The sequence below is a fragment of the Bacillus sp. L_1B0_5 genome, from assembly GCF_000836715.1.
Lineage (GTDB): Bacteria > Bacillota > Bacilli > Bacillales > Bacillaceae_G > Bacillus_A > Bacillus_A thuringiensis_S.
In genome coordinates this window covers 1-20,127 of record NZ_JXIS01000018.1, presented here as the reverse complement: position 1 = coordinate 20,127, position 20,127 = coordinate 1, and the positions used below count along the sequence as shown (strand labels likewise).

Below are 20,127 nucleotides of genomic sequence, written 5' to 3'. Positions count from 1 at the left end.
ATTTTACAAAATCAACCGCTACTTTGTCATGTTTTTCTCAAAAAAGAAGAAAAGTTGACAAAAATAAAATAGGAAAGTGACATGCACTCTCCTATTTTATTTCTCTATGCATATGAATGTAAACCGGCAATAATTAAGTTTACTACAATAAAATTAAACATAATAATTGCAAAACCAATTACTGCAAGCCAAGCTGATTTCTCTCCATGCCACCCTTTAGATAATCGTAAATGTAGTACTGCAGCATAAAAGAGCCACGTTATAAGTGCCCAAACCTCTTTCGGATCCCAGCCCCAAAAACGCGTCCACGCTATTTGAGCCCAAATCATTGCAAAAATTAACGCTCCTAATGTGAAAACCGGGAATCCAATTGCAATAGATCGATATCCGATTTCATCTAGTAAATCACTATTCGTATTCTTTACTAACGGCTGAAGTGCCGCCGATACTCGCTTCCGTAAAACAAGTCTTAATACAATATAAAGTAATGTTCCAACTAACACTGACCAAATAACAGTATTTAATTTTTTCGCATTTACAATCGCTGGAACTTCAACTGCCGGTTCTAATTTATTTTCTGTCAGTAACTTCCCTTCATGCGGTCCAACTAAAGCCGGAAGATTATACTTCATTTCCAGTTGTTGTTCATTTTTATCAATCCATTGAAACTTCGCTTCATATTTCATACTAGAAAATACCGTTGTTACTCCAATAAATCCAACTGTACAAACAAGTGTAAATACTACCATCTCTAGCCAAAATGTCCGTTTACTTCTCGTTGATTGATCTACATTTTTCAATAAATACATAACGCCCGTAATAAAACTAATCGCTAAAATTGCTTGTCCTGCTGCTGCAGTCGTCACGTGAATATGTAACCAATTACTTTTTAATGATGGAATAAGCGGAGATATTTCCCTCGGAAACATACTTGCATAGGCAATTAATAAAAGCGCAACTGGTAATGCAAATAGTCCGATTATACTTACGCGGTACATAAAATACATTACAATAAATGCTCCTACAAGCATCATGCCGAAAAATGTACCGAATTCAAAAAAGTTACTAACTGGCGCATGCCCTGATGCAATCCACCTTGTAACAAAATATACTGTTTGTGCTATAAACCCTAAAATTGTAATTGTTATTCCTATATTTGCCCATTTATGACCCTTTTCTTTAATGGCTCCCCCAAAAAATAGAGTCGCAATTAAATATAAAATAAATGCGGTAAAGAGAAAGTTACTACTTATTTGCACCATATCGTTTCCCCACCTTAACTAATTTTTTTATCAATTACTTTATCATTTGGCTGTGGAATTGCTGTACCTTCTATTACTCTTTCAATATCTTTCTTTAAACCGAACCAATTTTTATTCGTATGCCCTGCAATCCACCATTCATCATTAACCCGTTGTATCCAAATACGGCGATGATTCCAATACATACCTTGAATGACACCAACCATAAATATAAATCCTCCAATACCGAGAATCCAAAGCGTTAAATCTTTTCTTACAGTAAGTGCTGTTGCATTTTGCATTTCAACACCTGCAAACGACATTTTGTATTTGTTGTTTCCATCAGGTTCTATATTTTGCTGAATACCAACAAAACTCACTTCACCATCCGGTGTTTCAGGTGTAAACATTTTAAATACAAATGCAGGATTGTTCGGTAATTTCGTTTTTGTATTTGGTTTTCCATTCTCATCAAAATAAAAATCAGGAAAATAGCTTAATAGTTCTAGAGAATAACCATTTCCTAAATCATATTTTTCCTTAGGATTCGTTAAATCTACTTTAATCGGTCCCCATTTTTGATTATTTTCTTTATTTTGCAAGTTGAAGGACATACTTTTAAATTCACTTTCTTTATAATCCACTTGATACACTGCAAATTGATCAAATTTCAGTGGTTCATTCACTCGAATTTCCGCTTCTTTTACTTTTTCCAACTTTGGTTTTTGCCCTACTATATTTTCACCCACAGCTTTATATAATACAGCATTCGTTTGGAAGTTTTTCGCAATCATTTTATCGCCTACACGATCAATCGCTTCCTCAAAAACTTCCTTGTCCTTACTTTTATCATAAACTTCTTTTATAAATTTCTCGTTTTTTAAGTAGTATTGTCCATCCGTCCCTGGTATTTCTTTCGTTTCACCATCACGTAACCAAAGTGCTTCGTCTACGTACATACTCGGTAAAAAACGAAGCATCGCACCGAATAAAAAGATAATAAGACCGATATGATTTACATATGGACCCCAACGCGAGAAGCGTCCCTTTTCTGCTAAAACGTTTCCGTCTTCCACTTTCACATTATAGTTTCTTTTCTTTAAATTCTTTTGCACTGTTTCCAGGTCACCATCTTGCGGTGTACCAGTCCCATATATTCTCTGTCTCTTTAAAAAGCTAGGATGTCTTTTTACGCCTTGCTTTTTCAAAGCTTTATAAAGCGGAATAACGCGGTCTAAACTACATATCACAAGTGAAATACCGATAGAAGCAATCAAAATCATATACCACCATGAACCGTATAAATTATTAAATCCTAATTGATAGTATAATTGTCCTAAAAATCCGTATTCTTGTTTATAATATTCAGCTGGTGCAATCCCTGGAGTTATGTACATTTCTTGCGGAAAAATAGTTCCTATCGCTGATGCAGCTAAAGTTATAACGATTAGCCATACACCCACTTTTACAGAAGAGAAAAAGCTCCAAATTTTATCGACTATCGTTTTTGTTTGCGTGAGAGATCTCCGTGCACTCCCCTCATAGCGCATATCCAATAGTTTTGCATTTTCATTGCTTTCAAATGGTTTCCCGCAAGCTTCACAAAAAACGGTTCCTATCGGATTAACATGTCCACATTCACACTTAATTTCTTTCAACACTCTCACCGCCCCTGTATCTATATGTACTATTGTATATTCTAACCTCGAGTTACCGCAATACTCAGAATTTTTAAACCAGAGGCACTATAGACACGCACCTCTTATGTAAAGGCTTTCTTTATTACGGAGTAATTTTCTTTAAATACCCTTCTAACTGTTCTTTCGTTTGTTCACCTATAATTTGCTCCATTACTTTTCCATCTTTATCAATCAAAAAGCTTGTCGGTAATGGACCTACTCCATATGTTCCTATAATCTTTTGTCCTTTATCAATTGCAACTGGGAATTTCAAATCATATTGGTTCACAAAGTTCTTTACTGCAATATCCGTTTCATCTGCATCTAACGCTATGATTTCAACGCCTTTTTCTTTATACTTTGGATATAACTCATTCATATAAGGCATTTCTTTTTCACAAGGTTTACACCACGTGCCCCAAAAGTTTAAAAATACACCTTTCCCCTTTAAATCTTTTAGTTCAATTTTCTTCCCTTCTAAATCCGTCACAACAAAGTTAGGTGCTTCTTTTCCGATTTGCATTTTCTCTTTATTAGCAAAGAATCCTTGATAAAGGGTAAATCCTACAGCACCACATAAAATGAGTAGAATAATAACGCGAAATAATAAGCGATTTTTCTTCATATTACCTCTCCTCTCCTCGGTAAATGTTATGTATTATCTTCTGTAAATGTTGTATTGAATAAATCACCAGCAGAGCACTCCACTGGTGAATTTTTAACTCTATAGCTTATCTTGGCTTTGTAGAAGCAAGCGCGCGTAATTGTTTCACCTCATGTGGTGTCAATTCTCTCGCATCACCAGGTCGCAGGCTTCCTACTTCTAAGAAAGCATAACGTTCACGTTTTAATTTCACTACTTTACAGTCTAACGCTTCAAACATACGACGCACTTGACGATTACGTCCTTCATGAATTGTTAATTGTACAATAGCCATCTCTTTACGCTTGTCCCAAGAAATGATTTTCACATGTGCTGGTGCTGTTTTACCATCTTCTAGTGCAACACCGCGTTCTAACATACGAATTTTCTCACCTGTTAGTGGACCTTTTATTTTTGCAACATACGTTTTTTCAACTTTATATTTAGGATGCATTAATATATTTGCGAAGTCCCCGTCGTTTGTCATTAATAATACTCCTGACGTATCATAATCTAGACGTCCGATTGGGAATAAACGTTGTGTAATTTCAGGGAAAAAGTCTGTTACAACATTTCTACCTTTATCATCTGATACACTTGAAATTACACCAGTTGGTTTATATAGTAAAAAATAAACAGGTTCTTCTTTTTCAAGAGGGATGTTATTTACTTCTACTTTATCTTGAGGAGTTACTTTTGTTCCTAACTCTTTCACTATTTTTCCGTTAACTTTTACTTTTCCTTGCTGAATTAATTCCTCAGCCTTTCTTCTCGATGCAATACCTGCTTGCGCAATCACTTTTTGTAATCGTTCCATTTCTTTTTTTCACCTCGAATTTATCTTACCTTACATTAGAAAGACTTGGCAACCGCATACGCTTTACGGTTATTCGCTCCATCTCACTTAAACAACATAGCGATGATAATAAACATATAAAGGTCAAATCATGTTTTTATCCTTTATTATTGTCCATATTTTTCATATTTCTCACAATAAAAGTTCATCATTTTGTCAAAAATACTGCATAAAAAAACCACTATTAAGCTACACCTTAATAGTGGTCGTATACGTATTATACGCGAAATAGCATAAAAAATGAATAGCTTTACTGAAACAATAGAGAAACAAAGACAATCGAGCAAATAATTCCGATTAAATCTGCAAAAAGACCTACTTTTAATGCATCTCCCATTTTTCTAATACCAACAGCTCCAAAGTATACTGTTAAAATATAAAAAGTCGTATCTGTACTCCCTTGCATCGTAGAAGCTAATCTCCCAATGAATGAATCTGGCCCATATGTGGCAATTAAATCAGTCGTAATACTTAGACCAGCAGAGCCAGAAATAGGGCGTATTAGTGCTAATGGAACGATTTCTGCTGGAACATGAATTAAATCTAACATTGGCTTCATTACTGATATCATTGCATCTAGCGCACCTGACGATCGGAATATAGAAATAGACACAAGCATTCCAACCATAAACGGTAAAATGGAAATTGCAATTTGAATCCCTTCTTTTCCTCCCTCAACGAACGATTCATACGTCGGCACTTTCTTTATCGTCCCATATAAAAGGATAAAACCAATTACACAAGGGATTACCCATAAGGAAATTGTATTTACAATACTCATTTTTTCCGCCCCTTTCTACTCCTTCTTCGGTAAAAATAGCGGTCAATCCAAATTGCTCCAATCATAGAAAGTACTTGTGCAATAAAAGTTACCCCAACAATTTCAGTAGGATTCGCTGATTCATACGTCATTCGAATTGAAATGACTGTCGTAGGAATTAATGTAATAGCCGATGTATTTAATGCTAGAAACGTCACCATAGAACGGCTCGCCGAATCCTTTCCTCCATTTAACTCTTTTAGTTGTTCCATCGCTTTAATACCAAGAGGAGTTGCTGCATTACCTAGACCAAAAAAGTTTGCCATCATATTGGATAAAATAAATCCCATGGACGGATGATCCTTCGGTATTTCTGGAAACAACCTCTTTACTATCGGCATAAAAAGTGTAACTAACTTTTTTAACAGTCCCGCTTCCTCTGCAATTTTCATTAAACCAAGCCAAAATACTAAAACACTAATAAGTCCTATACAAATCGTTACTGCATCTTTTGCCCCGTCAAATACAGCTTTATTCACTTCTTCCATCGTTCCGTTTATCATGGCGTATACAATCCCAATAACAGCCATCGCTACCCATACGAGATTAACCATCGTTCCCAACACCTATCATGTAAGAAAAAATCTCTTTCACATTATTCCAGTAAAGTCCCGTTGTAGCTACTAACTTCCGTTTACTATAAAATAAATTCCGTTCTCCAACTTTCTCATTACCAACATAAACATCTGTCTTTCCAACCTTTACTCCGTCCTTAAGATTTGCACTTTTATCAAGTTCAACTTTTAATACCACGTTCTTTCTTTCCTCTTCAGTTAACGGTACTGAAAAACCATTTTTCGTATAAACATGGTTGGCATACTTCTTTTCATTTATTTCAGCAATTGCTCCTTGTCCTAAAACTTTCGTTTGTTTGAAACGTTCAAAACCTTTATCAAACAAATTCATATGATCATCCCAGTCACTAGAAGCACTCAAAGTTACGACAATTAAATCTAGTCCATCTTTTGATGCCGTTGTAACAAGCGTTCTTCCTGCTTTCTTCGTAAAGCCTGTTTTTCCTCCTGTTGCAAATTCATAATAAGATGTCACCAGCTTATGTTTATTTTTCCACGGGTAATCCCAAGAATCTGATTTATACGTTTTTGTTCCAAAGATTTTCTTAAAGTTCTCGTTCCCCATTGCATATTTTGTTAATAATGCCATATCGTAAGCCGACGAATAATGTGATCCATCTCCATCTAAACCATGAGGGTTTGAGAAGTGAGTATCTTTCATTCCAATTTCTTTTGCCTTCTCATTCATTAAATATACGAATCCATCTATACTCCCACCCACACTTTCAGCAATTACTTGCGCTGCGTCATTACCAGATCTAAGCATAAGTCCGTATACTAAATCTTCTAACTTCACTTTTTGTCCAGGCTTTAAATAGATTGCCGATCCTTCCACTCTCACCGCTTCATTACTAACTGATACCATTTCTTTCATCTTCCCTGATTCAGCAGCTAACAAGGCGGTCATGATTTTTGTTATACTAGCAATTTTTTGCGGCTCATGTTCTGCTTTTCCGTATAATACACGACCAGACTGTTGCTCCATTAATACAGCATTTCGAGCACTGACATTGCTGTTCATCTTTGCATATGTAGGAATCGGCATAACGCTTGCGTACATAATAAGAAGCGTAATGATTACACAAATTCGTCTCATATTTCCCCCCACGTCCTTTTGGCACTTTTTGTACAAGTGTATGCTTGGCCTTTTAAAATATGAACGAAATCTTCCTTCTGCTTCCATTAAAAAAGACGCAGGGAATTTGCGTCTAATATGGTGTCCATTCAATTTGTTTCGCAGTTTCAAACCTTTTTTCTACATCAGGCCAGTTTACAACATTCCACCAGTTTTTAATATATTCATCTTTTCGATTTTGGTATTGTAAATAATACGCATGTTCCCAGACATCTAGTACAAGAAGTGGTATCGTATCCCATTGTGTAAATAATTGATGAAGTGTACTTTGCAAAATTTCTAACCTTCCAGACCGGGGCACCCAAACGAGAATTGCCCAGCCTGAACCTTCTACTTTAGAGGCCGCTTCTGTAAAATGTTTTTGGAAACGTAAAAAGCTCCCAAAATCTTGTTCGATTTGTTGTGAAAAAGCACCTCTTGGACTTCCACCACCATCTTTTTTCATGTTATTCCAAAATATTGTGTGTAAGTAATGACCTGATCCATGAAAAGCCGCTTCCCTTTCCCAATGCTTAATTAAATCAAATTGATTTGTTTTTCTCGCTTCTTCCATCATCTTCTCTGCTTTATTTAACCCTTCCACGTAACTACGATGATGTTTATCATGGTGTAACATCATAATTTCTTTAGAAATATACGGTTCTAACGCATTATACGGATAAGGTAATGGTGGGAGTGTATGTCCTCCAATTGGAACAGCTCGTTCACTATCCCCTCTTTCATATAATTCATACTCCTCTTCTTCTTGCATAAATACTTCCTGCAAGTGATGCTGAATATGTTCTACATCATCGCTTATTTCATACATAAACTCTGCATCTGTTTCATACTCATGCTCTTTCATACGCTCTAATAACGTCTGAATTTTATAAGCAAGCATATGGACATCATACACTTCCATTGCGCGGCTATCTAATACATGAAGAACACTTTCACACCAATTTTCTACTTCATGAAAGTAATCTGTAAATACACCTTGCTGATTCATGTTGCACCTCCCTAATGCTATCCACTTAACTATATTCAACGAAAATCCCTTATATAACTGTACAAAAGGAAAAGAAGCTAAGTCACCTTAGCTTCTTTTTCTCAATCAATATTTGTGTAACATCTTTGTCTGATAATCCGTCTCATAATATTCTAGTTCTTCACGCATCAATTGAAATTTACCTTCTAAACTCTTCATCACTTGCCCCAAAGATGCAGGTGGTGTTTGTTGAAAAACGATAGAATTTTTTCCTGTATATGCAGACCGACTATTTTCATACCAATAATCACTCTTCGGTGAAAAAAACTCTGCAATTACTTGATGGTAAATTTTATATAAAATTTTTTCAGCTGCTGTTTTTCGAAATGGCTGACTATTCAACAAAACAAAACATGCATCATGTCCTTCTTCACAAAAAACGAGAAGTCGTCTCATTGATGCTAATAACCCTTTATAATATTGCTCATTCCCTGCCGGTGTCTCCTCTAATAAAGAAGGCAACGTATGATAATTTACATAATTGGTTATCAAATAAATAGCATCTTCTAAAAATATAGAAACTTGTTCTGTTTGATTTTCAACCATCAAATTAGACATTTTTTCTCTCTCCTTTGCCATTTCACGCTATTTCTACTCTTTTATTTTTATGTAATTCAGCCAATATTTCTTGTACTTTCGACACCGTTCCCTCATCAAAATATTGTTGAAATTCTTCCATATTATTTAAATACAAACGTTTTTGCGCACGAAGCTCCCTATCTTTCACTAAACAACATATCGCTACAATATCGCGCAAATATATGTTTTGTTCTTCTACTTTATACACTGGATTTCCTTCAAAAGGAGTAATTTCTTGTAAAACTTCTTCAAAATATCGAACGTATAAAACCGAAAAAGTTTTCTCTTTATCATTTAATATATATGTCACTTCAGATCTGTTAAAAAAGTCTTCTGATGTATTAGGTTTCGCTTTTTCTAACTCATATCCTACATAACCTTTTATAATCATATACTCCTCCTCCTTCTTTCATCTTATTCTAACTTAATTTTCTGATAAACAAAATATTCTTTTAAATATACCTATATAAAAAATAGCTCCCCTATACAGGAATTTACCTTTTTATTTTTCTTGAAGTTTGTCATAATAATATTATTGTCTCAGTTTTCTTACACAAGGAGAGTTGTATTTATGTCGTTTTCATGGAAACGTTTCTTACAAATCGGGAAAATTATCTTCCCATTTGTTGTATTAACAATTGTATTCTTTCAAGCAAAAAAAGAATTAGCGGGCATTTCTTTTTTAGAAGCGATTGATACAATCAAAAACATTCCAACTGGAGGAGTCTTTTTAGCAATTACACTTGGTGCATTTGCTGTATCAACAATGTTCTTTTATGACTATGTTATGCTTCGTTACTTAAAAGCTGATATCCCTGTCCAAAAGATTTTCCGTATCTCGTGGATTGCTAATACTTTAAATGGATTTATCGGGTTTGGCGGTCTCGTTGGAGCCGGCGTACGCACAATGCTTTATCGTCCATACATAAAAGAAAATGGAAAACTTATTAAAAGTATCGCTTGGATGACAACTGCCTTTATTAATGGATTAGCCATTCTTTCATTTCTTGGTCTTATCGGAATATTAGACACGAGATTTATTTTACATGAAAAACCATGGCTATGGCCTGTTCTTATCTTCTTCGCTCTTTTCGTCCCTATATATATTGGATTTTCTAAATTAAAAAATAGAAAAGCGACGCAAACAGAGGGACAAGAAGAAGAGGAGAAAAATCCAACTGTTTTATACTCATTAGTTTCATTAGTCGAATGGGTATCTGCTGGTATTGTTATGTACGTCATATTACTATTATTTGGCATTGAAATCGAATTCCAAAAGTTTTTAGGCGTATATGTCATTGCTGCTTTAGCTGGTGTCGTTAGTCTTGTTCCTGGTGGCCTTGGATCATTTGATCTTGTCTTCTTAACTGGGCTTGGGCAATACGGCATCGATACAGGTGTTTTACTCCCTGCTATGTTATTATATCGTCTCGTCTATTACATCTTACCATTCTGCCTTGGTCTCATTTTTGCAGCTTTTGAAATGACAGGAGTAGCCATTAAAAAGTTTGAAGATAAACCTTTTATTGCGCCTGCACTAGAGACAACTGGTGTTATATGGACTTTGCAGCGTGACTTTCTAGGAAAGTTAGGTTCTTGGGCATCTGCTGCTTTAACGGTATTTGCTGGCTTAATGGTTATTTTATCAACCATTCTACCGACAAGTATAAATCGGGCACACGCCTTACATATTCTAGCTCCAAAACACCTTATTCAATTTTCTTTTAGCTTATCGCTAACATTCGGTATTCTCCTCCTCATTCTTTCACGGGGAATATATTACGGAACAAAACGTTCTTATTATATGACGATTGTTTCTTTAATTGGAGCTGCTATTTTTAATACACTAAAAGGAATTGATGTTGAAGAAACGTTTATTTTATTAATCGTACTCGCTGTATTGTATATGCTTCGTAAAAGGTTTGTACGTGAGAAAATGGAAGTCTCACTTTCCGATATCGTAAAAGTTTTTATATTCCTACTTGTAACGTTATATTTATATAAAAACTTAGGTATTTTATTTGCAGGTGCAAAAGAAGCATTCAAACCTGATTTTGTCGTTCGTAATATTACACAAGTGAAACGAAGTGCATTAGCAGCTGCCTTTTTTGTTCCTACTTTTTTACTAATTGGTTCACTCATTGCAAATCGTTATCGAAATGAATTTCCCGGGCAACCAGCTAATGATAAAAGATTACAAAACTTCTTAGATGAACATGGCGGAAATGTACTTAGTCATTTAGGTTTTTTAGGAGATAAACAGTTCTTTTTCAGTAGCGATGGAAAAGCTCTCATTCTCTTCTCAATAACTGGAAAACGACTTATTGTACTAGGTGATCCAATTGGGGACCCTTCCTCCTATCGTACTGTATTGCAAGAGTTTTTAGCTGAGGCTGATCGATTTGGATACATTTGTGTATTCTACCAAATTGAAAGCAAATGGATGAGTTTATATCACGATTTTGGTTATAACTTCTTTAAGCTCGGTGAAGAAGCTGTTGTTGATTTAAATACATTTACAATAACAGGAAAGAAACGTGCTGGCATGCGAGCTACTTTCAACCGTTTTGAAAGAGAAGGCTATACATTCTCTATTCACGAGCCACCTTTCTCAGACGAATTATATGAAGAATTAAGAAAAGTTTCAGATGCATGGCTTGGTGGAAAAAAAGAGAAAGGTTTTTCACTCGGATACTTCGATCGTGAATATATTAGTCGCGCTCCTATCGCAACATTATCTGATGCAGATGGAAAAATTATTGCATTCACAACATTCATGCCCGTATATCAAAACGGATCATTATCTGTCGATTTAATGCGATATTATCCCGATGCGCCTAGCGGCATTATGGACGCAATTTTCATCCACTTATTCCAATGGGCAAAAGAAAATGAATACCACTCCTTTAATATTGGTATGGCACCACTTTCAAATGTTGGTTTATCTACACAGTCTTTCTGGTCTGAACGAGTGGCTGCTGCAATCTTTAATAACGTTCGTTATACGTATAGTTTCAGCGGATTACGACATTTTAAAGAAAAATATAAACCAGCATGGAGCGGTAAATATTTAGCATTTAGGAAGAATCATTCTTTACCAATTACAATGCTCTCTGTAACAAAATTAATAGGAAAAAGAAAAAACAGCTAAATTCTTAGCTGTTTTTTCTTTTTTGCACTTGTACAATAAATTCTTTTTCATACTTCTTACCATTTATATAGAAATCCCCCCACATTTTATACGTGCCCTCGGCAGGAAATGTAATCCGGTATTGTAATTGCTCATCCGTATCTACAGGCATAGCGTATAAAAAGTTCTCCTTCGTTTCATCCACGATATAGAGTGACTCTACTTCTCCTCTCTCTGAATGTAATTTCAATTTTTCACCCTTTTTCGCTTGAAACTGAAATGTTAACGTAACTGGTTCATTCGGATGTAATGCTCCAAATAAAAGAGAAACTTCATAATCTCCTATTTTTTTTGTAAGTACACTGTCGATTGGAAATTTCACTTTTTTCTTATTGTTCTCCTCTTTCGTTCTACCAAAATCTTTCCTAGCGAATGACTCTACGGACTTATTTTTATCTTCGTATAAAAATATTGTATATTCTTCGTCTTTCGCTATTTTGGAAGATAACTTATATGACCCGTTCCCTGCAAATGTAGGTTTAATTTGTTGTATGTTTTTTAGCTGTCCGTCTACAATCACTGCCCGAATTTGATCATTTACACCACGAATTTCATTATTCTTTTTGTTTAACAACTGAAATACAATATCTACTTTTTCATTTCCCTTTCCATTTGAAACATCCCACTTTACTTCCTGAACATCTCCTACAGTCTCTTCGTTTTCTTGATATTTTTTTATGTAAAATCCTCCTGCCACAATAAGTACTAACGCAATAAGCCCAATGACAAGATTTTTCAAAACATCACCTACCATTTTTATTGTCTCTATTCATACAAAACTTCTTAAGATATATATTCTAGATTATGATTTATGAAATCCTCCTATTTTGCACATATTACAAATAATAAAAAGATTTTAATTGAAAGGATTCGTAGTGTATAATGCAAATGATATTGATTTCTATCAATACATTATAAGGAGGACTTTTCATGAGTGTACATATCGAAGCAAAACAAGGCGAAATCGCTGAATCTATTCTATTACCTGGTGATCCATTACGTGCAAAATATATCGCTGAAACATTTCTAGAGGACGTTACTTGCTATAATAACGTACGTGGTATGTTAGGTTTCACTGGAACTTATAAAGGAAAACGTGTATCTGTTCAAGGTACAGGTATGGGTGTTCCTTCTATTTCTATTTATGTAAACGAATTAATCCAAAGCTACGGAGTTAAAAATTTAATTCGCGTTGGAACTTGCGGTGCAATTCAAAAAGATGTAAAAGTTCGTGATGTTATTATCGCAATGACGGCTTGTACTGATTCTAATATGAACCGTTTAACATTCCCAGGATTTGATTTCGCGCCAGCTGCAAACTTTGATCTTTTAAAGAAAGCTTACGATGCTGGAACTGAAAAAGGATTACACGTTCGTGTCGGTAACGTTTTAACAGCAGATGTGTTTTATCGCGAAAGCATGGACATGGTTAAAAAACTTGGAGATTACGGTGTATTAGCAGTAGAAATGGAAACAACTGCTCTTTATACATTAGCAGCGAAATACGGTGTAAATGCATTATCTGTATTAACAGTTAGCGATCACATCTTCACTGGCGAAGAAACAACATCTGAAGAGCGTCAAACTACATTTAACGAAATGATTGAAATTGCTTTAGATGCAGCAATTCAACAATAATACATTAAAGAACTCGTCATACGTCTGGTGAGTTCTTTTTATGTGACTTTTTATAAATAACTATTTTATAAAGAGACAGATTTCTCCCCTCTACTTTCTTGTAACGTTTGTTATAATAAAGTGAAACTTTAATCAGTGGGGATTTTTCCCATTCCCCACTGATTATGAGTTGAGCCAATCGGACTTTTACGGGCAGTTGATCTCCCACCTAACTCTCTTGTATTTGCCGAATTTTGAAGTGGGAGTCTTATTGCCGGTTAAAGCGGGATAAAGAAATCATTTACAGTATTTCTCATAAGAGGTGACGCAGTGAAAAACAGAAGTATCGTCTTTAAACTATTTTTATTAACATCAACTTTATTTACAATCATATTCCTACTTTTTTTCCTAGGACAATCTCTATTTTTAGAGAAATTTTATATTAATAAAAAAGTAAAAACAGTCCAAACTGCTTTTGAAAAATTCGTAGATAATTATGACAAAAGTGATAAAAGTTATGAAAAAGTTAGAAAACTAAAACAAGAATTTCATGATAAAACAAATGCCGATATGCAGTTTTTGGATTCTAACGGTATTATTAAAAGTGATAACAATTACTATATCGATGTATATAATCCCAACGATACTAAACAGTATTCCATTCCACTCAATAATCTTTTAACACCAGAAGAATATAATAAATTCGAAAATTTAGGTTTAAAAAAAGATGTAATAATCAATGTTGATGGAGTCGTACAAGAAAATAATATAATCACACCACAAAAATTAGGAACGAATTACAATCAATGGCAAAACGAACATTTCTATTCGGATTTCCAGTCAATTAATGGTAACCCTTCTAAGAATAGACTTGGGAGCCGATACAAATCTACAACTCGCATCGTCTTTACAGGTGTTATAACTAAGTTACAGCTCCCATCCAAAGCTGAGGTTCGTCTTGCAAATGATATTGAAACATTACAAGCCGTTCAATATTTTGCAGATATTATTAGAGATGGTACTTCTAACTCGAACCAATTAAACACTTTCATATTAGATGGCGGAGAAAATATAAAAAATAGTATCTTTGTAAAGCCTATTATGGAAAACGGAAAGATTACAGAATACGCTTTTGCGATAGCATCTTTGCAGCCTGTTAATGAAGCGATGCTCGTTTTAAAAGATTATTATGTTTATGCCTTAATCATCGTGTTTCTCGTTATTATTTTGTTATCCTTCTACTACTCAAAAATCATTGTTAAGCCATTAATTAAAATGAATCGTGTTACAAAAAAAATGGCTAATTTTGATTTCAGCGAGAAATTACCTATTACAGCCGACGATGAAATTGGCGGGCTTTCCGGCAGTATCAATACATTATCTGTAAATTTAAAAGATCGAATCGATCGATTAAATGTTGCCAATACAAAGTTACAACAAGATATTGAACGTGAACGTCAATTAGAGAAAACAAGAAAAGAATTCATTTCTGGCGTATCACACGAATTAAAAACACCTCTAAGTGTAATTAGAAGTTTTGCAGAAGGAATTAAAGATGGTGTTAGTAAAGATACATCGTATTATACTGATGTTATTTTAGAAGAAACAGAAAATATGAACAGGCTGATTGTTGAAATGTTAGAATTAGCAAAGTTAGAATCTGGTACTTACAAACTAGATATGACGACGTTCTCAATCGGTGAATTAACGCAACAAGTCTATACAAAATTATTATTTAGCATGGAAGAAAAGCATTTACAAGTGAACGTCGATGCAGACCCTTCTATACTTGTTAAAGCAAATCGTAGTCGTATTGAGCAAGTAGTTGTGAACTTACTAAGTAATGCAATTCGTTATACGCCAGATGGAGAAAAAATACAAGTCTCCATTATAGAAGCAGAAGATACCGTAAAAGTCGAAATCGAAAATACAGGAAACCCTATCCCTGAAGAAAGTCTTGAAAAAATTTGGGATCGCTTCTATCGTCTAGATGCATCTCGTAGCCGTCACACCGGAGGTACCGGTCTCGGATTATCTATTGTAAAAAACATTTTAGACCTCCATCATGCCGAGTACGGTGTGTATAATACGACTAACAGTGTTGTATTCTATTTCAATTTACAAAAAGTAAAAGAAGTCAAATAATTTGTCTTAATTTCACTAGGAGTTCACATGAAATTCACACTCTCCCTTTATAGTAAGAAACAAGTTAATCCTTTCCTTTACACATATAAAAGAGGAGAGTGCGTGAAATGAAACAAGCAGGACAACCTATTCAAAACGAAAAACAATTAGAAACTATCAAAAATATACTTTTACAATCTTCGAAACGCGATGGCTTATTATTCGTATTAGCTGTAAATTCTGGCTTAAAAGTAAGTGAAATCTTACAATTAAAAGTTAGTGATGTAATCGATGAAAATGAAAATGTTCGCCATTCCATTTTATTTTACAATGAAAAAGTGAAGAAACATAAATGGTTTGCTGTAAATGAAGACTTACAGCACGCAATCGAAGACTACATGAAAGAACGTAAAACTTGGAAACGTAATGAACCATTGTTAAAATCTCAAAAAGGAACAAAATCTATTACGAGACAACATGCATGGTACATTTTAAACAAAGCTGCAAAAGAAGTTGGATTAGAAGGGATTAGCTCACATACACTTCGAAAAACTTGGGGCTATTGTGCATACAAATCAGGTGTTGATATTGCATTTTTACAACACTTCTTTGATCACAGTACTCCATCAAAAACTTTAAAGTATATCGGTATTGCTTAATAGCTCTTATACATAAAAAAGGTTACCATATAAAAAAATGGTAACCTTTTTTATATTTCATATTCTCTTTTCTTGTCTCTCCTATACTGTAGTGGTACTCTAATAATAAGGGGGAGAAATTATGAACACACTTACAATTGAATTACCGCAAGAAACGGCTGAAAAACTTGATTTATTAAAACAAGCTTATGAAAAGAAAACAGGTGCTTCTATTTCTAAGAGCACTCTCGTTCAAACACTTATCTCAAAAGAATTTATCCAAGCGATAACTCCTTTTGATTTACAACAATTCGTCAACGGAAAAGAACAGCATTAATCGCTGTTCTTTTTTTATCTCTATTTAAAATATACAAAGTTTTTTATATATTTTTAGAAAAACCATTGACAATGATAATGATAACCATTATCATTTATTATGAAGCCAACAATTGATGAATCAACCAAACGCTCAGTAACATTGTTACCCCTCTTTTTCATATAGAAAGGCACTGTACATTCCCCCTGTTTGTACAGTGCCTTTCTTGTTTATTATCATTCAAAAAAATTTAATTGCTCCGGCTTCGGCTCACCATATGTAATGTTCATCATTTTCATAAGCTGTTTCGCATTATCTGCTGCATCCCCACCTGAATTGTTGTTAAACAGTACGTATATATCCTTTGTTTTCTTTTTTAATTGCTCTAGTCGTTCAATCCATTCTTCCAGTTCTTTATTGTTGTAGCGATATAAACAGCGAACCGCTCTCCAATTTTCCCCTTTATCCAGCCAACCATGAACATTTCGACCGTGAAAACGTATTAATGCCATGTCTGAATTCGTAACCTCTAGCACGAGTGGCACCGAACCTATTCCAGCCTGTGGTTCATCACAAATTGTATGAACCCATTTCTCCTGTTCTAGAAACTGTAACGTCTTATCTCTCATTTCTGGATAAAACCATGTTTGATTTCGAAATTCTATTGCACATGGTAAACCTTCCATTTTTTCTTTCGTATATCGAAGAAAATCTACATTTTTCTTTTTGCAATCAAACCATGGTGGATATTGAAATAAAATTGTTTTTAATTTATTAGCTTCTATTAAAGGAAGAATAGACTGTTTATACACATCAAACATCTCATCGAACGTAGAAAAAGGAATTTCACCTTTCATATGTCCTGTCATTCCCTGATACGCTTTTACGACAAAAGAAAAATCTTTCGGCGTTTCCATTGCCCATTTTATATAATTTCGTGCAGGTTGCATCGCGTAAAATGAACTATCCACCTCTACAATAGGAAAATACTCGCTATATGTTCGTAATTTATTTCTATTTTCATAGGAATCTATGTATAAAGAATTATGATCTCCCCATCCTGTCACCCCAATGAACAGCACATATATCCCTCCCTTTTTAACTTCATCTTCTATTCATTTTCCAAACACTTTGCATCATGTAGCCTTTTCTTTAAGAGTATCCTTATAAAAATATGATATACTATATGGAAGAATTTTTAAAATGAGGGGTTATTTATTTATGCTTCCAAACAATGCTACTGTATTTCATGAAAAACGAATTGAAGAACTAGAAAATAAAGTACGTTTTTATGAAGAACTTGTGAATCAATTACCACATCATTTCACATACAAAAATCCACATATTGGTTTACAAATAAAGAAAACCAGAACAACTCATTCCATTCAAGAAATACCAAAAGAGAATAAAGACGCTAATTTTCAACTTACTTGTGATTCATTATTTTTATTTGAACAACTTGAAAAACACTTTGTTCATATTTTTGATGCTTTTTCACATCATGTAACCTTTGTCGATAATAAAGGGAATATTACTTTATGTAATCAAGTTGCCGCAGATGATTTCGGTGTAATACGCAATGATATTATTGGAAAACCAATTCAACAATTACTAAACTTGCCGGAAGAAAAAATCAAAGCAATTGAAACATTAAGAACCGGAACAGAAATATATAATGAAGAAGTTTTAGACAAAAACTATGGCATTATAAATAACCGAATTATTCGTGATTATAACGGTGAGATTTTTAGAGTTATTAGTGTCTTTCATTATTTAAATACAGAACGTGATGCAGAGAAGTTTTCGTTAGCAGGACGAATCGCAGCTGGAATTGCACACGAAGTACGAAATCCTCTTACAACAGTACGCGGATACTTACAATTTTTACAAGAAAGTGTTTCTCCATCAAATAAAGAGTTATTTAAAAACTTGCTTATCCCTGAATTAGATCGTGCAAATAATATTATTACAAAATTTTTAGCGATTTCAAAAACACGTGAATTTACAAGAGAACCGTTTCCCATCAATACATTTTTACGCGACTATATTCAACAGTTACTAGCTAGTGAAGTCTTCTTGCATAACATTTCAATTGATTATAACTTTTCTAATGAATTAGATGATATTTTAGTCCATATTGATCGACATGAACTTGTTCAAGTGTTTTTAAACCTATTTCAAAATGCCGTCGATGCTCAAGGCGAAAAACCTCTTTCTATTCAAATCACTAGTTATCGCCTAGATAACTTCGTTCGGATTACTTTCACAGATAACGGAATTGGTATTCCTCCAGCTATTCAAGAATATATCTTTGATCCATTCTTCTCAACGAAGGATTCGGGAACAGGACTAGGCTTGTCAGTAACAAAAAAAATCATTCAAAATCATAACGGTACGCTCAAAATGACTAGTGCTCCAGACGGCACAACCTTCACTATCTCTATTCCGATTTTACCTAAAGTAAATCGTGAAGCAATTAACTTATAAAATGATAATGCTGTTCTATGAACTCCCTTTAATTGTTAAGCAAACTCTAACAATTAAAGGGAGTTTTTTATGCTAATTTATTCTCTTTAAAACATATAGATTTTTTTCTACTTTTTTATTGTTCGTGTTAGGTAGGTAAACTTCTTATTTTTTGAGAAATAGTAGTTTGTCCATCACGAATTTAATTTAAATTTCATTTTAATATATAGTAACGACTATTTATTCTATGAAAGAAAGGAATGAAAAGATGAACAATAAAAATAAAGGAAAAGTATTTTATGGTAATGATTGTTGCGAAGTAAGAGCTTGTAGTTATATCAACATCTCTAAGTCCGAACTTAAAGAATTTGTTAGACTTCTTCAAGTTCTTGGCCAAGCTATTCAAGCTGTCTTTCAAAACCATTCTCAAGTTAATATCAATAACTTGATTGATGTCCTAAATAACCTACAGAAATTCCTTAATTGCTTAGATTTGTCTCCTGCACAAAAACAAATCGGAAATTCTATTATTGCTAACCTATTAACTATTTTAAAAACAACACCTTTCTCATGCGGAGCATTATACGTTGAACTACAAAGCCTGCTTAATTATTTATTGTATATCGCTAAGTTATTCAAAATTGATTGCTGTGCTATCGATAATCTCGTTAAACTCATTTCAGAAATTCAAGCTATCTTAGTTCGATATGGATCTGGTTGCCTAGGTGGAGGAACTACTGGTGCTACGGGGGCTACTGGGGCTACTGGGGCTACTGGACCTCAAGGCGCTACTGGACCTCAAGGTCCGGCTGGCGCTCAAGGCGCTACCGGTGCTCAAGGTCCGGCTGGTGCTCAAGGCGCTACTGGGGCTCAAGGTCCTCAAGGTGCTCAGGGACCAGCAGGTGCTCAAGGTGCTACTGGACCTCAAGGTGCTCAAGGTATTCAAGGTCCAGCTGGCGCTCAAGGTGCTACTGGGGCTCAAGGTCCAGCTGGCGCTCAAGGGGCTACTGGGGCTCAAGGTCCAGCGGGTGCTCAAGGTGCTACTGGGGCTCAAGGTCCAGCGGGTGCTCAAGGTGCTACTGGGGCTCAAGGTCCGGCTGGCGCTCAAGGTGCTACTGGGGCTCAAGGTCCAGCGGGCGCTCAAGGTGCTACTGGGGCTCAAGGTCCAGCGGGTGCTCAAGGTCCAGCGGGTGCTCAAGGTGCTACTGGGGCTCAAGGTCC

At 34.8% G+C, this 20,127-nt stretch carries 19 protein-coding genes; 7 read left to right on the top strand and 12 right to left on the bottom strand.

Annotated features, from left to right (window positions below):
• Window positions 1-104 precede the first annotated feature (104 nt).
• The 10 genes from resC to RT27_RS05465 all read right to left on the bottom strand — a co-directional run bounded on the left by resC (window position 105) and on the right by RT27_RS05465 (window position 8,946).
• A complete protein-coding gene (gene resC, locus RT27_RS05510) occupies window positions 105-1,262 on the bottom strand; it encodes a cytochrome c biogenesis protein ResC (RefSeq protein ID WP_029441844.1) in 1,158 nt (385 codons plus the stop codon).
• Window positions 1,263-1,276: 14 nt separating this feature from the next.
• A complete protein-coding gene (gene resB / locus RT27_RS05505; RefSeq protein WP_029441843.1) occupies window positions 1,277-2,902 on the bottom strand; it encodes a cytochrome c biogenesis protein ResB in 1,626 nt (541 codons plus the stop codon).
• A gap of 121 nt (window positions 2,903-3,023) precedes the next feature.
• Window positions 3,024-3,545, bottom strand: a complete 522-nt coding sequence (resA, locus tag RT27_RS05500) for a thiol-disulfide oxidoreductase ResA (protein WP_016082287.1) — start codon at window positions 3,543-3,545, stop codon at window positions 3,024-3,026.
• Between the two features lie 106 nt (window positions 3,546-3,651).
• Window positions 3,652-4,380: a 23S rRNA pseudouridine(2605) synthase RluB gene (gene rluB / locus RT27_RS05495; protein ID WP_029441842.1), complete on the bottom strand. Its 729-nt coding sequence runs from the start codon at window positions 4,378-4,380 to the stop codon at window positions 3,652-3,654.
• A 289-nt stretch (window positions 4,381-4,669) separates the two neighbouring features.
• Window positions 4,670-5,200 (bottom strand): spore maturation protein SpmB, encoded by a 531-nt coding sequence (gene spmB, locus RT27_RS05490; RefSeq protein WP_000029514.1) that lies wholly within the window; start codon window positions 5,198-5,200, stop codon window positions 4,670-4,672.
• The gene (gene spmA, locus RT27_RS05485; RefSeq protein WP_000247811.1) at window positions 5,197-5,793 is read right to left on the bottom strand and encodes a spore maturation protein SpmA; all 597 of its coding nucleotides are present in this window, start codon (window positions 5,791-5,793) and stop codon (window positions 5,197-5,199) included. The genes spmB and spmA overlap by 4 nt, the downstream gene beginning before the upstream one ends.
• The gene (gene dacB, locus RT27_RS05480) at window positions 5,786-6,910 is read right to left on the bottom strand and encodes a D-alanyl-D-alanine carboxypeptidase DacB (RefSeq protein WP_029441841.1); all 1,125 of its coding nucleotides are present in this window, start codon (window positions 6,908-6,910) and stop codon (window positions 5,786-5,788) included. Before dacB ends, spmA begins: the two co-directional genes overlap by 8 nt.
• A 112-nt stretch (window positions 6,911-7,022) precedes the next feature.
• Window positions 7,023-7,937, bottom strand: coding sequence for a superoxide dismutase (locus RT27_RS05475; RefSeq protein WP_001075742.1), 915 nt, complete (start codon window positions 7,935-7,937; stop codon window positions 7,023-7,025).
• 105 nt (window positions 7,938-8,042) lie between these two features.
• A complete protein-coding gene (locus tag RT27_RS05470) occupies window positions 8,043-8,534 on the bottom strand; it encodes a YpuI family protein (protein ID WP_029441840.1) in 492 nt (163 codons plus the stop codon).
• A 22-nt stretch (window positions 8,535-8,556) separates the two neighbouring features.
• On the bottom strand, window positions 8,557-8,946 hold the full coding sequence (locus RT27_RS05465) for a hypothetical protein (protein ID WP_000584361.1): 390 nt from the start codon (window positions 8,944-8,946) through the stop codon (window positions 8,557-8,559).
• 180 nt (window positions 8,947-9,126) lie between these two features.
• On the opposite strand from RT27_RS05465, the gene mprF reads away from it, so the two are divergent.
• Window positions 9,127-11,706, top strand: a complete 2,580-nt coding sequence (mprF, locus tag RT27_RS05460) for a bifunctional lysylphosphatidylglycerol flippase/synthetase MprF (RefSeq protein ID WP_000010853.1) — start codon at window positions 9,127-9,129, stop codon at window positions 11,704-11,706.
• 4 nt (window positions 11,707-11,710) lie between these two features.
• Here mprF and RT27_RS05455 read toward each other — a convergent pair whose 3' ends face one another.
• Window positions 11,711-12,499 carry a hypothetical protein gene (locus RT27_RS05455; protein WP_043935494.1) on the bottom strand — a complete coding sequence of 263 codons (789 nt, stop codon included), beginning with the start codon at window positions 12,497-12,499 and terminating at the stop codon, window positions 11,711-11,713.
• 176 nt (window positions 12,500-12,675) lie between these two features.
• Between RT27_RS05455 and deoD the strand changes: the two genes are divergently transcribed.
• The 4 genes from deoD (at window position 12,676) to RT27_RS05430 (ending at window position 16,461) form a co-directional block, all read left to right on the top strand.
• Window positions 12,676-13,383 (top strand): purine-nucleoside phosphorylase, encoded by a 708-nt coding sequence (gene deoD, locus RT27_RS05450; RefSeq protein WP_000110707.1) that lies wholly within the window; start codon window positions 12,676-12,678, stop codon window positions 13,381-13,383.
• A 309-nt stretch (window positions 13,384-13,692) separates the two neighbouring features.
• Complete coding sequence (locus tag RT27_RS05440; protein ID WP_016082291.1) at window positions 13,693-15,507, top strand: HAMP domain-containing sensor histidine kinase; 1,815 nt, start codon at window positions 13,693-13,695, stop codon at window positions 15,505-15,507.
• Between the two features lie 107 nt (window positions 15,508-15,614).
• Window positions 15,615-16,145 carry a tyrosine-type recombinase/integrase gene (locus tag RT27_RS05435; protein WP_000806236.1) on the top strand — a complete coding sequence of 177 codons (531 nt, stop codon included), beginning with the start codon at window positions 15,615-15,617 and terminating at the stop codon, window positions 16,143-16,145.
• Between the two features lie 121 nt (window positions 16,146-16,266).
• Window positions 16,267-16,461, top strand: a complete 195-nt coding sequence (locus RT27_RS05430) for a DUF3924 domain-containing protein (RefSeq protein ID WP_029441834.1) — start codon at window positions 16,267-16,269, stop codon at window positions 16,459-16,461.
• Between the two features lie 215 nt (window positions 16,462-16,676).
• Here RT27_RS05430 and RT27_RS05425 read toward each other — a convergent pair whose 3' ends face one another.
• On the bottom strand, window positions 16,677-17,522 hold the full coding sequence (locus tag RT27_RS05425; RefSeq protein WP_016082293.1) for a DUF72 domain-containing protein: 846 nt from the start codon (window positions 17,520-17,522) through the stop codon (window positions 16,677-16,679).
• Window positions 17,523-17,661: 139 nt separating this feature from the next.
• On the opposite strand from RT27_RS05425, the gene RT27_RS05420 reads away from it, so the two are divergent.
• Both RT27_RS05420 and RT27_RS05415 read left to right on the top strand, forming a co-directional pair.
• Entirely contained in the window at window positions 17,662-18,927 is a 1,266-nt protein-coding gene (locus RT27_RS05420) for an ATP-binding protein (RefSeq protein ID WP_043935492.1), read from the top strand.
• Between the two features lie 247 nt (window positions 18,928-19,174).
• A partial coding sequence (locus RT27_RS05415) for a collagen-like repeat preface domain-containing protein (protein WP_043935491.1) occupies window positions 19,175-20,127 on the top strand: 953 nt, incomplete at its 3' end.

Excerpts from the sequence above, each read along its gene's own strand:
- resC (WP_029441844.1), bottom strand. The coding sequence starts at position 1,262 with ATGGTGCAAATAAGTAGTAACTTTCTCTTTACCGCATTTATTTTATAT.
- resA (WP_016082287.1), bottom strand. The coding sequence starts at position 3,545 with ATGAAGAAAAATCGCTTATTATTTCGCGTTATTATTCTACTCATTTTA.
- rluB (WP_029441842.1), bottom strand. The coding sequence starts at position 4,380 with ATGGAACGATTACAAAAAGTGATTGCGCAAGCAGGTATTGCATCGAGA.
- spmB (WP_000029514.1), bottom strand. The coding sequence starts at position 5,200 with ATGAGTATTGTAAATACAATTTCCTTATGGGTAATCCCTTGTGTAATT.
- spmA (WP_000247811.1), bottom strand. The coding sequence starts at position 5,793 with ATGGTTAATCTCGTATGGGTAGCGATGGCTGTTATTGGGATTGTATAC.
- dacB (WP_029441841.1), bottom strand. The coding sequence starts at position 6,910 with ATGAGACGAATTTGTGTAATCATTACGCTTCTTATTATGTACGCAAGC.
- RT27_RS05475 (WP_001075742.1), bottom strand. The coding sequence starts at position 7,937 with ATGAATCAGCAAGGTGTATTTACAGATTACTTTCATGAAGTAGAAAAT.
- RT27_RS05470 (WP_029441840.1), bottom strand. The coding sequence starts at position 8,534 with ATGTCTAATTTGATGGTTGAAAATCAAACAGAACAAGTTTCTATATTT.
- RT27_RS05465 (WP_000584361.1), bottom strand. The coding sequence starts at position 8,946 with ATGATTATAAAAGGTTATGTAGGATATGAGTTAGAAAAAGCGAAACCT.
- mprF (WP_000010853.1), top strand. The coding sequence starts at position 9,127 with ATGTCGTTTTCATGGAAACGTTTCTTACAAATCGGGAAAATTATCTTC.
- RT27_RS05455 (WP_043935494.1), bottom strand. The coding sequence starts at position 12,499 with ATGGTAGGTGATGTTTTGAAAAATCTTGTCATTGGGCTTATTGCGTTA.
- deoD (WP_000110707.1), top strand. The coding sequence starts at position 12,676 with ATGAGTGTACATATCGAAGCAAAACAAGGCGAAATCGCTGAATCTATT.
- RT27_RS05435 (WP_000806236.1), top strand. The coding sequence starts at position 15,615 with ATGAAACAAGCAGGACAACCTATTCAAAACGAAAAACAATTAGAAACT.
- RT27_RS05430 (WP_029441834.1), top strand. The coding sequence starts at position 16,267 with ATGAACACACTTACAATTGAATTACCGCAAGAAACGGCTGAAAAACTT.
- RT27_RS05420 (WP_043935492.1), top strand. The coding sequence starts at position 17,662 with ATGCTTCCAAACAATGCTACTGTATTTCATGAAAAACGAATTGAAGAA.